A 13,822-nucleotide genomic window follows, 5' to 3' on the forward strand; every position below is an offset into this window, starting at 1 on the left:
ACTTTCGTTACAACGACAGCTTGAGTAACTGCCGGGCCAAACGAGTTCGCGCGGAATCGTCATTGCGCTCGGCCAGCGTCGTGAGCACCGCGCCGGCCTGCTGGCCGCGATTGGCCATGCGCAGCGTCATGCCCAGATAGACTCGTACGTCGTCGTCATCCGGACGGCGGCGCAATGTTTCTTCGAGCACACGCACGGCCTCCTCGGCCCGTCCCATGGCAATCAGGGCGAGCGCGCAACCGATTCGGGGAAAGCCTGCATCGGGGCGCACTGTGCACAGGCTCTCGAACAGCCGCAGCGCCGCCTCCGGCTTGCCGTTGAGCACGCCATGAAATCCGATCGACACGAGCCGGCGGACTTCCTCGGGTTCCAGAGCGACGCTCGATGAGTGCGAGACGAGCGTCGGCGCGATCATGGCGCGATCGCTCCTCGCGGCAGCATTGCGCCCATCGCCAGCGGCACCTCGAACGCCGCGGGTGACGCCGGTGCCGTGGATTGCAACGCCTGCTGCTCCGCCAAGGCCACCTCGACGAACACCGCCAGCTCGGCGGCCAGCGGCTCGACCTCCAACCCTTCCAGCACAAACAACCGGCTCAAGATCACTTCATTGCCGGACAGCGACCAGGTCGCGCCCCGGCTGCCATCCCAGATGTGATTGGCCGCCAGCAGGCCGCGCAGCACCGCCTCCACGCCGCCGGACGGCAACTCGCCGACTGGCGCATACGCGAGCAACGCGGGAGGGCTCGGCTCATAACGCAGCGTCACATCGACGCGGTCGTCGATGCGGATGGCGCACGCACCGGTTTCATCCGGGTGCAGCTCCAGGCCAAAGTTGTCTCCCAGCGCCTTCATCAGCGCAAACGCCTGCTCGGACAGATCGATCATGCGAATACTCCTGAAGCGAGCTGCACTTCAGCTCGCGGTCATCTCGGACAGGCCATGGAAGCTGGCGGTGAGCTCGTCGTGACCGTCGCCGCCGAACTGCCGGTAGAGCGCATCCACGCCCTTGAGCTTGTAGCCCGTGAAACCCGTGTTGAGCTGCTGCATCTCGAAGTTGCCGCTGTTGGTGACCACCTCGTGAAAATGGCGAATCTCCTCCGGCGAGCGCTCCCGCCGGTAGTCCGGCACCGTGCCGGTGGCCGCCATCTGCAGCTTGAAATGTTTGATCTCGGCGTCGAGCTCGCCGGTGCGGTCCTTGCCGCTTTTGCAATTGAATGCCACTTTCACGCCCAGCAGATCGGCGAGCACCGCGAGGCGCGTAGGCATCTTGTAGGCTTCGCCGTCACTCTGCCGATGCGCGCCTTCGCGATGGATCTCGCCGATCTGGCGCGCCAGCTCGCGGACAGCGCCAAGCGGCGTGCCCGGGTCGTTCGGAGCATTCTCGATCCGCTTCAGTTCCGCTTCCAGCGCCAGTCTTTTTTCGTTCGCCTCCTCCGGGTTGGCGCCGCTACTGCGAAGAGTCGCGGCGTTGTGCCGCTGGAGTGCCATCCGCGCTTTGTCGAGATCGCGCTGGTGACGCTCTTCGAGATGGCCAATGCGCTCGCCCAGCACGCCCGAGCGGGAATTGGCGATGTTCGACAGATCGGCGCCGAACAAGGTATGCAAGGCTTCGTCGTTGAGCGTGTCCGAGACATGCCAGCCAGCAACCTCATCGGTGTGAACACCCGCCACGCCTTTCACCGCGCCCTGGTTGACGCCATAGTTCATCGGCACGGGCTGGACGTTCACACGCACGTACACCGGATTGCCTTGGTCATCGGGAATCTGAATCGTCTGCAGGCCGCTGACGGCACCCCACGCGTTCACTTGGTCGGTGACCATGAGGCTCTCGTTGCTGCTCACGCCCTTGCGAAAACTATCCGGCGTGAGCAGCGACAACGACAGCACGTTGACGGTCGGCGGCTCCGAACCGTCGGTCACCGCCTTCATCGCGGCCGCGCGCAGCTCCGGATCGCCAGCCACCGTCATGGCGACAACCTCCTTCGCACGAGTTTCGTTCGCCCGCGCGCGCATGGCGTCGGCAAGCGCGGGCTCCGAACGCACCTTCTTCAGCGTCGCCGCGACGTCCCGCTGGCCGTTGCTGTCATGCGTCCACTGGTCTTCGGGCAACAGGTCGGTCATCAAGCGTTCGAGCTCGTGGTCCGGCACGCTCTTCAGCCCGTCTTTGGTGATGCTGTACGCAGACAGCACGCCATGCCGCACACCGCTGAACAGGGTGTGGCCTGCTGAATCCCGCAGCGTCGTCTGCGCCAGGTTCGTCGAGTGCAAATGCTCCGCGGAGCGATGTGAGTTGACGCCCTTGCCTTTGTAGCCAGGCAGCCGCGCCGCCGGCGCGGGTTTGATTTCGCTTTGGGCAATCCGTGTCTCGACGGCAAGCGCACCGGTCCGCTCGCTGTCCGTGTCGGGTTTGGGGACCACCACCGGCAGATGGATCTCGGTCTTGATCGGCTCCTGCCAGGCCGGGTTGGCGTCCAGAACCTCGAGAAACGCCTCCTGCACCTCGCGCTTGGCATTGTGACCGCTGACCTTCGCATCCTTGAGAATCTGCGCGAGCGCATCCTCGACCACGCTCATTTCGTTCGTGCCGCGCGCTTCGACGTCCGCACCGCCCTTGCCCGACACGATTTGCGAGACGCACTTCTCTCGCGCGCTGCGCTCGGCCGACGCCTTGAACGGATGCAGTATCTTGCCGAGCGCGCCGAATTTCTTCGTGCCGCCAAAATCCTGCGGGCGGCCGATCTCGCCGCGCCGTTCATCCGCCACTTCTTTCATGCGAGCCTGGCGTGCCTCGAAACTGTCCCGGCCTTTCTGGAGCACGGTAACGGCAGCGCGATTGCCCTTGGCCTGTTCGGCCGCGATGACTTCATCCAGCACCGCGATCGCGGCGCCATTGATGTTCGCCTTCGTTTCGTAGTTCTTGGAAACATTGAGCGCCGAAGAGCTCAACGACTGCGACAGATACTTGAGGCGATCCCCGGCGAGCGCCTTGACCTGCTCGGTCCAGGCCTCGATCCGCCCGAGCGCTTTGCCGAGGTTCGCCGTGCTCGATGTGCCCTGGTCACGGATCGCCTCCATCCCCAGCTCGAGGCTTCCCTGTGCGTCGGTATCTCGCCCGGCGAGATCGGCCAGCGCATGCCACTGATCGACCAGCGACTCGCCCACCGCCGGACCGCCGGTGATCAGGTCGCAGGCTTCTCCGATGCGATCGAGCTGCTTGAGCATCGCTCGCGCGAGCGGATGCAGCTCGCCATTCGGGCCTTGGGGCAGTTTCCCGATCGCGGCCAGCACCGAATTGAGCTCATGAGTATTCTGGAACACGGCGTTGCCAACTGGATCGCGCGGTCGTGCCGGCGTCGTCGGCGCTGCGCGTCCGCGAAGCGAGGGAGCGCCATGCGCAGCCGTGCCGCCCACCTGTCCCGGCACACTTGCCGCTGTTGCAGCGGCCCCCGAGCGCTGCGCCGTCGCAGGCGCTTTTCTTCCCGCGACTCGCCATTCGGTCGGGGTGACCGGCAATTGGCTGTGATCGTTTTGAACGCTGAATGGCATCGGCAAAGGCTCCTCGAGGCGTCCGGGCGAGCCGCGAACGCTTGCCCCGACTCTGTAACGCTGGCCGCTGCTGAGTTCATTGCGGATGCGCCCTCGCCCAGGGCGGAACCTCCAGTGGGTCTGTTGTTACAACTGCCGCGGATGCTCTCATCCGTTGGAAATCAGCGCCCATGCCTATCAACGCAACGTCCGGACCCTCTGTCAGCTCGCCGGGCGTCCGCATCTCCGATGAGCCTGCCGCGCCGTTGAGCACGCTCGCCGACCGCATAACCGTCGGCCCTCCCGCGCCGGTCTATCGTGCGCCTCCCGCGCAAGGCTTCACTGCTTGGGTGCGCAACCTCTTTCAGAAGATCACGTCCGTGCTTCCCGGTGCGCCGCGCGCGCAATCGCCATTCGTGCTGACACCGCAGCTGCCGGAGTACCCACAACATGTGAACCCGGAACTGAGTGGAGAGACTCTCGCCGAAGATTCGACGGACGATGAAATCGACGGCCCGACGCAGTCCGAGGCAGCGCAGTCCGAGGAACGAGCACGCGCCGATCTCATCTCACGCACCGGTGCGCGGATCGAATCCGAAGTCGAGAAGGTGCTGGCGAATGCTGCGAAATCTGCGGGCAGTCGCTCACCCGACGAGCTCGCGAATGACATCCATGGCGCTTTCAGCAAGGCCGAGTCGATCCTGACCGAAGTGAGTGGCCCCGACGAGACAGGGGGTGCGAAAACCGAAAAGGCCGCGGCACTCTTCGTCGCTGCGGGTCTCAATCGCCTCGAACCGCGTGAGCTCGAGAACGTGCTTCGTGCCATGTCCGCGGAGGATCTCCACAAAATCTGCACGCTGCGAGCTGCGACTGCCAGCAGCGCCCCCCGCATCACGGCAGCCATCACAGCCGCCCGCTCGGAGATGGCCCTTCGTCATACGCGCCTGCTCACGGACTTCGATAAGAGCAGCCAGGCACTGCTCAAACTGCCGGCCACGTCCGATCTCAGCTCGCCCACGCAGCTGGGCAGCGTATTGAGCGAGCTCGACAGCGCAGGCCAGTCGCTGCACAAGCTGCAGACGCTGTGTGAAGCGTGCGGTCAGAAGCTTCCGCCTGAAGCCTTGAAGCTTCGCGATCAGGTTGCCGACCACTTCCACAAGATGCTCGAGAGCAGCGAGCCGAATCTCGCTGCTCTCAGCAACGCCGAGGTCGTCAAGTTCCGGGCCGCGCTCGCGCAGTTCGGTGTCGAGCTCGACCCGGCGGTGCTGCAGAAGACGGCAGCGAAGCGCCTCGCGCCGCTCGAAGCGGCGTGCAAGCAATCCGCCGCCGCAGTTTTCCGTGGAGTGCTCAACGGCTCGCCGGAAAGAGTGTTACGCGGCCTGAAGGATCTCGAAGACGGCTTTGAGATGCTGCGTGAGACCCAAAGCGCTCTCGGCGATCCGACGAGCGGCGTGCAGGACGGCTTCAAGCTGCGTCAGAAGATCCTGTCGAGCGCGCTGGACCAACTCAGTCCCGCCGAGAAAAGCGAGCTCTCGAAGAAACTGCACGCAGCGGATACGGAAGCCCTTCGCGAAGGGATCTACACCGCCAGCGACGCGGCCTCGACCTCTGGACTCGACGAGTTGAGCGACTCATTCAACACCCTGGGCGCTTATCTCGAAGAATGTACGTCGGTCGCGGATGAAGCCGCGGGCGTGAAACCCGCAGCGACCAGCGGCACTCCCGCGGAGCTTTCGCCGGCGGCGCGCGAAGCGTTCAGCAACGTGCTGGGCATTCGCTGGACCGCCAATGGCACGCCGGTATTCGGGGTCTGATCCGGAGCACGCATGCCACAGATCGACAACCGAGCCTCCGCTACCGGGTCCGCGCCGCTCGATCTCGACGCCACGCTCATGCAGGCCATGCGGGTTGCTGGCAGCGACCAGAAGAACCAGGCCATCGTGCTGGGCGCGGACGGCACCATGCAGGTCCACAGCCTGCCGAACCGGCAGCTGCCGGACCGCTGGACTCACTTCAAGGCGGCCTTCGTGCGCGTGCCTCTGATTGGCCGGCTCAGCTCCGTCCAACAGGCCGCGCACCTGGTCGATGCCGTGAATTTCCGCAACAGCTTTCGCTGCGCGCTCGCACAGCGCTTCGGTTCGGAGCTTGCCGATACCTTCGTTCCACGGGCCGACGGTGAGCAGAAGGTCACGCTCAGCCCACGCAAGATCATCAAGGTGGTGAACTCCGCCAAGCTGGCGCTCGATGCGATCAAGCGGCAGAACATCACGGCGATCCGCACCGGCGATGCGGACTCGCCGCCGCCCCTTGATCAGGATGCCGCGGGCCGCTACGCCTGCATGCTGGGCATGGCCAGGCACGCCGATTTCTTCCAGAAGCACCTGGCTTTCTCGGAGCCGCGCAAACTGCTCGACTCGGCCGAAACGACGCTGCGGCGCATGTCCCGGCAGCCCGGCTCCGCGAGCGGCGCCCCGGGCTTCGCAGCACTGCCGCCCACGTTCGAAAAGGTGCTGGCCTCCTACGAAAAGCAGATCGAGTACGCCCCCGCCGGACAGCGGCAGCAAATCGCCGCGCGTTGCCTCGATGCGCTCGAGAATCTCGCCACGATCGCAGCCGTGCATGACGAACAGGCCAGCGGATCGTCGCATGGCGCTGCGCCGCTCGACCCCCGCGACATGTCGATCGTGTCACAGCTGTGTGTCCACGCCACCGGCCCCGACACCACGCGCTTGCCGGAGCAGACGGTGAAACAGGCGTGGCACGACCTGAACGAGACGCGGCAGAAACTGCACGCCGAGATGCCCGACCTGTCGGAGGAAGCGCTGACCAGCGTTTTGCACGAAGTCACCTCGGGTAACACGTCCATCTCGCCGCAAGCCCTCCATCAGATGGCGCGCGAGCGAATCATCGTCAATGAAGTGAAGCGCATGTTCGATCCGCAGGACGCCGAATCGACCTTATGGAATGCAGTCATGCTCGCCGCACAGGACCACCCCGCAGCGAACGGCGCGCCGCCGACCGCGCTCATACCGACTATCGCCAAGGAAATGATCCTGGATCTCGAGTTTCGCGCGCCTTCTCTGCACGAACACCTCGGCTGCGAGGACCATCTGCCGACCATCATTGCCAAGGCACGCGAAAAGTTTATCGAGAACACCACCGCCGCGGTGGTCGGCCATCTCGACGCGCTCCACGAGATCGAGACATCCACGGAGCTGACGCCCGCCCAGAAGGAAGTGTTCCGCCGCTATGCGCAGGGCACCGAAACCCGGCGGCCGCGCCGGCTGGATCCGGTGCAGGTTCGACAATTCACGGCCATTGGCAACACACTGGCCAGGAACGTCACCAGCCTGCGAGACCCTGCGGCACTTTTCGATGCGATGGTCGAGAACCGTGCCGTGTTCGACAACGGCGTCGGCGAGATCCTGCGACATGCCGAAACGATGTGGATCTCGCGCAGCCTGGACGGCGTCGACTCGGAGGAGCAACTGACCGAAATCTGCACGCATCTCGGACGGGCGAAGCTCGCGCTGCCGCCGGTGCCCGGCAAGCAGCCGGAGGCTGGCGAGCCCCGGCCCTCCAGCTCCAGCCCCACCCGCGCAAACTCCAGGAAATTCTTCACCGACGGTGCATCCCTCGAAACCCTGAAGGCGCTCGGCGAGATCGGCGGCGCGCAGCTCCTGACCGCGCGGGGACAGCAGGAATCCAAGACAGCGATGCGGCAGTTCATGCATGCCTGCAATCAGTCGCCATGGATGAGTGTCGCGAAGCTCGCGATGATGCTCAGCGACATCCTACGCATGTCCGGCCTACCCATCGAAGACGAGGCCCCCGGTACTCCGCAGCCAACACTCAACCGCGCGCCGCCGGATCTGCTGGTGCGCACGTTCGCGCATCCGTCCGGCAAACCGGATGAAGAAGGACAGCTCGATGAGCGTGGCGTTCTGGTTGGCTCGCCGCATGCAGCGCTGGTCGCGCGCGACTTCACTCCGCACGGGGTCCTGAATCCCGAGCGCCACGCGGCAAAACTCGAGCAGGCACGAGCCGACGGCGGCGACCGCATGCCCGCTGCACTGAATCGCGCGCTCGTGGGGGCCGATGTCATCGTACAGGGGCACCGCCTGACGCCCTTTCCGGCGAGCAGCGTGGACGGCCTGGGCAATGAGCCATCCATCGCCGCCTACGAGCGGTTCCTGGGCACTGTGCCGCCCGAAGTGGGCGCCGCCATCAACACGTGTATTTCCTCGAATGCCATGCGTGACTTCGTTGGAGACGTCAATGCCGCGGCGTTCAACCCGCCCGTCGCAATGACCAACCCGCGCGGCTCGCACGAAATCTGGCAGGACAAAGACGGCAGCTGGCTCGTGCGTTCGACGCACGTGAGCTCGCCGATCGCTCAGGGCGGCAAGCCTATCCATACCGACGGCGTGGTCCTTTACACGTTGACCCACCGGATCACCCCCGCGCAGGACGGTGGCGACGCACGAATCGAGCTCAGCGATTCCGACGTCGTCTTCGCGTTCTGATTGCCGTGTTCCAGGCCTGATCAGGAAGCGCACATGCCAGTCGACAATAGAGCGCCCGCCTCCACCCCAGTGGATTTGAACACGACTTTGGCGCAAGCCCGCCAGGTCGCCGGCAATCCTGAAAAGAACCAGGTCGTGCTGCTCGGCGCGGACGGCAAGATGGAGGTTCACAGCCTGCCGACGCGCCAGCTGCCGGGCCGCTGGACTCACTTCAAGGCCGCCTTCGTGCGCGTCCCGCTCCTCGGCCGGCTCAGCTCTGTCCAGGATGCCGCGCGACTCATCGAGGCCAGCAACTTTCGCAACAGTTTTCGAGCCGCGGTCGCGCAACACTTCGGCGAACTGGCGGTGGCGGACCTGCCTCCCAGGGTGCACGCAGGCGAGAAAGCCACGGTGAGTCCGAAGAGAATCATCAGAACGCTGGACACCGCGAGAAAGGCCTCGGCGGCGACTGGCGAGGCAAACGGCGAGGCACTCCTGGGAGGAAACAAGAACGATCCGGCGCCCCTTACCGGCAACGCGTTGGGCCGCTACGCCCGCATGACGGCCATCGCGCAGCAACCCGATTACTTCCGCAGGCCTCTGGGCGCCGAGGAGTGCAACGAGATTCGAGCGTCGGCCAGGACATCGCTACAGGCGATGTCCGGCGCGGCGAGTTCATCGTCGGGCGCGCTGGACTTCGACGCCCTGCCACCGCTGTTCCGGAAGGTGCTCACGTCCTACGAAAGCCGGCTCGAGCACGCCGCCATCGAGGCGCGACCGGCCATTGCCGCCCAAGCACTGGAAGCGCTCGACAACCTGGCCACTATTGCCGCCGCGCATGCGGACCATCTGGCGGTGCCTCTCAACGATACGACCGCATCGATCGTGTCTCAGCTCTGCGCCCGTGCCGCCGGGCCGCAACCGCAACGCTACTCACCAGAGCTCGCGCAACAGGCGTGGACGGATCTGCGCGACACATACGAAAAATTGCGTCACGAGGTGCCGGACATGCCGCCGCAGGCGGTAATGACCGCGCTTCGCGACGTGACGGCGGGCATGACATCCGTCTCGCCCCGGGAATTGCATCAGATGGCGCGCAACCGGCTGCTGGTCAACGAAATGAAGCGTCTGTTCGATCCGCACGATGAGGAATCGATACTCTGGAATGCGGTGATATTCGCTACCAAGGATCACCCCGCTTCGCTGAACGCGCCGATGACGGCAGTCATGGAGACGCTCGCGAAGGAGATGCTTCTGGATATCGATTTCCGTGTCGGCTCGCTGCATACACACTTCGGCTGCGAGGATCATCTGCCGACGGTCATCGCCAAGACACGGGAGAAGCTGATCGAGAACACTGTCGCTGCCGCGGTCGGACATCTGGAAGCCCTGCAACTGATCGAAGAGTCCACGACGCTCAGCCCGTCGCAGAAGGAAGTGTTTCGCAAGTATGCCGAAGGTGGCGAAGGTCAGCCGCCGAGGCGCCTCGATCGGGTGATGGTCGAGCAGATGATCGCGATCGCAGAGCCCATGGCACAGCGTGCCGGCGGCGAGCGCGATCCCGCGACGCTGTTCGACAACATGGTCAAGAGCCAGGAAGCATTTCAACACGGCCTCGGCCAGATCCTCCGGCACGCCGAAACGATGTGGATCTCGCGCAGCCTGGACGGCACGGACTCCGAGGCGCGGCTGGTCGAGCTTGCCGTGCGCCTGGTGGTCGCCAGATTGAAAGACAGTGCCGAGGAAGCAAGCGGTCCGAGCGAGAACCGGCCCGACGCGGACGCGGAGGAACAACGCAGGAAAGTAGAAATGTCGATCCAGCAGTTCATGCTGGCTTGCAACCAGTCTCCGTCCATGCAGGTCGCGAAGCTGGCCATGCTGCTCGGCGACATGCTGCGGGTCTTCAACTCACCGGTGCTCCAGCCAGACGGCAGCATCACCGGCCCGCCTCCGACATTCAATCAGATACCGCCCGAGCTGCTGGTTCGAACGCTGGCACATCCATCGGGCCGCGCGGATGAGGGAGGCTCGCTCGATCATCGCGGCGTGTTGGCCGACTCGCCGAACGAGTCGAGAGTGGCCCGGGATTTCAATCTCGCGGCGGTCACCAACCCCGAGCGCCATGAAGCGAAGCTCGAGCGGGCACGCGCCGATGGCGGCGATGGCATGCCAGCCGCGTTGAATCGCGCGCTGGCAAGCGCCGATGTCATCGTGCAGGGCCAGCGCTTGGCACGCGATCCGGCCCAGGGCAACGAGCCGGCGATCGCGCAGTTCAACAGATTCCTCGGCACCGTTTCGCCCGAGGTCGCTGCCGCAATCAACACGTGCATCTCCTCGCATGCGCTGCGTGACTTCGTCGGAGATGCCAACGGCGCCGCGTTCAACCCGCCCGTAGCGATGACCAACCCGCGCGGCTCGCACGAGGTCTGGCAGGACGAGGACGGCAGTTGGCTCGTACGCTCCACGCACGTCGGCTCGCCCATTGCCCAGGCCGGCAAGCCCATCCACACCGATGGCGTGGTCCTCTACACGTTGACCCATCGAATCACGCCACCTCAGGACGGCGGCGACGCGCGAATCGAGCTCACCGATTCGAATGTCGTCTTCGCGTTCTGACGCGCTGTTTGCGCTGCTCGCTCGCAGGCCCTAACGCAACCGATTGGACACAAGATCACAGGAATCGCAGACATGCCTGGAACGAACATTGACGTCGCCGCGCCTCACACGCCGGCGATCGCGCCGGACATCATCGAGCAGCAGCCGGTCGCCGGCCCACCCCCGAGCAAGCTCGCCGGGCACGTGGAGATCGGCACGAATCCGGGCCCGCGCGGCGGGGTTATCGGCAAGATCATCAGCTTCGCGAAAAAGATGCTGAATCGGATATTTCCGGCTCGGCAGGCGAGCGCCCCGCGTGTCGAGAACATCCAGCAGCGAGAGATGATCTTTACCGACAAGCTCCGCAACATCGGCGACGCCGTGCTAGCCGACAACGCAACGACTGAAACCGTCAAGCAGGCGCTGCTCGAGGCCGAAACAGCGGGCGCGAAGCTGACGACGGCGCAGGGCTCGCCCGACCGGATGATTCCGGAGACGTTCCAGAAATTCTGCGAGGACGCCAGTACGACGCAGCTCAATCGGCTCGTGCTCGCATTCGCCGGCGAGGCGGTGGCCGACGTTCCGAATCAGCTCATCGAGCATCCGGGGGCGACGCAGATGCTCGTCGCGCTCCAGCGATCGCTGAACGCCGAGCTGGGGCGGCGCGCGGAAAAGAACATCGCCGATGAGATCGCCACCGCGGTGAGCGTGATGCAGTCCGGTGGGCCGCCAGAGCGAGTGGCGGAACACCTGCGTCTGGCATTCGGGTCGGCAGCGCCGCTCGTCAAGCACGGCGTGGTGCTGCCGATGCCGCCGACGGACCAGTCGGTGAGGAAACTGATCTTGCAGCATCTGGAGAACCAGCCTCCGGAGACGTTCGGCAAGTTGCTCGCACACCTGAGCCATGAACAGCTCGCGCTCCTGCACGCGGACGTCAAGGACACGGGAAGAGTGATCGAGCGCGGCCTGCAGAACGAGATCCAGCAGCGCCCGATTCGGATGTTCGCGAACCTGCAGCGACACACGGATGAATTCCTGCACAAATGCCAGTCCGATCGTCCGCTGGATCCGCGTGTGTTGCTCTCCGATCTCTCCGGCATCACGAACGCCCTGCGCGCCATGGACAAGCACAGCAAGACGTTCGGCACCCACCTGCCCGCGGAGCTCGTGGCTCTCAAGACAACAGTCGCCGCCGCGCTCGAGGACACCATCACCTCGGGCAAGCTCGATCTCTCCAGCTTGACGGCGGCGCAGGTGACGAACATCGCGACCACATTCAACGGGCTCGGTGCCCGCAAAGCCGGCGAGAAACTGCTGGATCAGGCTCGAGACAAGGCGATGGGCAAGTGCACGCAGGCGTACCAGGAATCGTTCGGTCGAGCCTGCACTGCCCTGTCCGCGGGGCAGCCCGAAGCGTTCCTGAAAGAGCTCAGCCAGCTCGCGGAGTGCAGGAAGAACGTCTTCGACACGGCGGCGGCGTTCTCGTCGAATTCTCGTCAGATCGACCATTCCGCAGTGATGGAGAAGGCCGCCAACGAATGGCTCGCCAGGTTGTCCCCCGCCGAGCAGGAGCAACTCAAATCCGGGGTTGCCGACGCGAACATGGGCGCGCTCGGTCTGACGCTGCTCGATGCAGAACGGATCGCACGCGCCGCTCACGATCCGAAGCTCGCCAACCAGCTGCAGTCGATGCACGAGATGCTGCTGCCCCTGACAGCAACCATTAGGGCGAAGCTGGGCAGCGTCCCGCCAAAAAACGTACCGCTGTCGGAACCGATGAAGACGGCGCTCGGCAAGTTGTATGGCATCAACGTCAACGGCCAGGCCCTGAAGCTGAACACCGGCCACTTCAACGCTCAGCAGACGCAGATGGCCGCGGAATTCATCGAACGCCCCGCGGACGAGGGTGAGATGAAGACGGAGAAGCTGGGCGGCCATGATGTGAGCTGGCAGTTTCTCCGCGACCAGCGCGCCGGGGGCAAGCCGACGATCGCCCTCGAGACGTCCACCGGCACGCGACCTCTGATCAATCGCGAGAACTGGCCCACCTCGGCGAGCTACAAGGACGACCGGACCCAGCGCGTCGAGCAACGCGTCAATGACGCGCGCGAGGCCCGGGTGCTCGAAGGGTATGAACGCCTGATCGATTTCTGTAACGGCAATGTGGACGAGGCACGCGTTCTAAGCACCTACCTTCACCAGGGGCTGAATGGCGGTTCGCAAGTGGCCTTCAACATGGACAGTCCGCTGCATCTCGACGATGGCCGGGTCGGCACCATCGCCAACAACCCCTTCGGCGGCGGCGGCGATTCGCTCGAGTTTCACCTGTCCCGCGGACCGAACGGGCATCCCATCATCGACGTCACGCATCGCTACGAGGGCCGGAACACGTTCATACCCGCGGACGGCGGTAGCCCGATCACTCTGAGCCCGGGCAGCACTGTCGTGCGGCACTTCCGTGCGGAGCTGGTCGACGGCAGCCTGAAGCTGCTCGGCCCGCCTGCATTCAGCTTCCATCTGCAGGCCGATGATTTTCCGAAAGACTACGAGCCGCCCACCGCGAGCGTCATACGCCGCATGACGGTGCTCGACGATCCCATGAAGCTGGACGATCCGCTGCAGGACGTGCTCGCCTTCAGCACGCGCATCGGCAAGGACCATCAGGTGAAGGCGATGCGCGCGGCCGATGCGTTCCGCGAAACGCCGAACCTCATGAATGCGACCGAGATCCTCCACGAGTGCGATCGAGGCGACGACGGACTCCACGCGCTCGTGCCGCAGACCGCCCGCGAGCACGTGCAACGTGCGAACGAGAACTGCCGGCAGGGAATCAACGCAGCCTTTGCGGAGTCGAAGAAATTCGCCGAGGCACGCGTCAAGAGCGGCAATCCGGGCGTGTTGGGCAGCGCCGCGCACGATTCTCAGGAATTCCTGAAGGAGCTGGCGCTACTCGACGGCAAGAGCGGCGCGGCGCTGGTCAACGGCGCCGAGCTTCTGTATCGGAAGTTCGGCGACCAGATCAGGGACCAGGAGAAAGTCGGCGAGCAGCTGCGAGCGGTGCGCGAGAACGCGGAAGCACAGCAGTTCGACGAGAACCTGTTCGGCGACCTGGCCGACGCGATCGCCAAGCGTGTCGATGCCGAAATCAGTGCGCCCATGATCGACGCGATCAAACGCGGCGAGCTCTGAACGAATCC

The 13,822-nt window shown here is 64.7% G+C and carries 7 protein-coding genes; 4 read left to right on the plus strand and 3 right to left on the minus strand.

All coding sequences use genetic code 11. From position 1 onward, the window contains the following. Positions 1-7: 7 nt before the first annotated feature. From EKO19_RS33100 to EKO19_RS33110, 3 genes are read right to left on the minus strand one after another with little or no spacing between them, the layout of a single operon-like run. On the minus strand, positions 8-415 hold the full coding sequence (locus EKO19_RS33100; protein ID WP_129781709.1) for a tetratricopeptide repeat protein: 408 nt from the start codon (positions 413-415) through the stop codon (positions 8-10). Beyond that, entirely contained in the window at positions 412-885 is a 474-nt protein-coding gene (locus tag EKO19_RS33105; RefSeq protein WP_129781710.1) for a type III secretion system chaperone, read from the minus strand. The genes EKO19_RS33100 and EKO19_RS33105 overlap by 4 nt, the downstream gene beginning before the upstream one ends. Positions 886-912: 27 nt before the next feature. Further along, complete coding sequence (locus EKO19_RS33110; protein ID WP_129781711.1) at positions 913-3,546, minus strand: inositol phosphate phosphatase SopB; 2,634 nt, start codon at positions 3,544-3,546, stop codon at positions 913-915. Positions 3,547-3,716: 170 nt separating this feature from the next. On the opposite strand from EKO19_RS33110, the gene EKO19_RS33115 reads away from it, so the two are divergent. The 4 genes from EKO19_RS33115 (at position 3,717) to EKO19_RS33130 (ending at position 13,814) form a co-directional block, all read left to right on the plus strand. Next, positions 3,717-5,339: a hypothetical protein gene (locus tag EKO19_RS33115; protein WP_129781712.1), complete on the plus strand. Its 1,623-nt coding sequence runs from the start codon at positions 3,717-3,719 to the stop codon at positions 5,337-5,339. 12 nt (positions 5,340-5,351) lie between these two features. Next, a complete protein-coding gene (locus tag EKO19_RS33120) occupies positions 5,352-8,051 on the plus strand; it encodes a hypothetical protein (RefSeq protein WP_129781713.1) in 2,700 nt (899 codons plus the stop codon). A gap of 33 nt (positions 8,052-8,084) precedes the next feature. Next, a complete protein-coding gene (locus tag EKO19_RS33125) occupies positions 8,085-10,646 on the plus strand; it encodes a hypothetical protein (protein WP_129781714.1) in 2,562 nt (853 codons plus the stop codon). 72 nt (positions 10,647-10,718) lie between these two features. Then, positions 10,719-13,814: a hypothetical protein gene (locus tag EKO19_RS33130; RefSeq protein WP_129781715.1), complete on the plus strand. Its 3,096-nt coding sequence runs from the start codon at positions 10,719-10,721 to the stop codon at positions 13,812-13,814. Positions 13,815-13,822: the final 8 nt, after the last annotated feature.

The organism is Peristeroidobacter soli (assembly GCF_004138485.1).
Lineage (GTDB): Bacteria > Pseudomonadota > Gammaproteobacteria > Steroidobacterales > Steroidobacteraceae > Steroidobacter > Steroidobacter soli.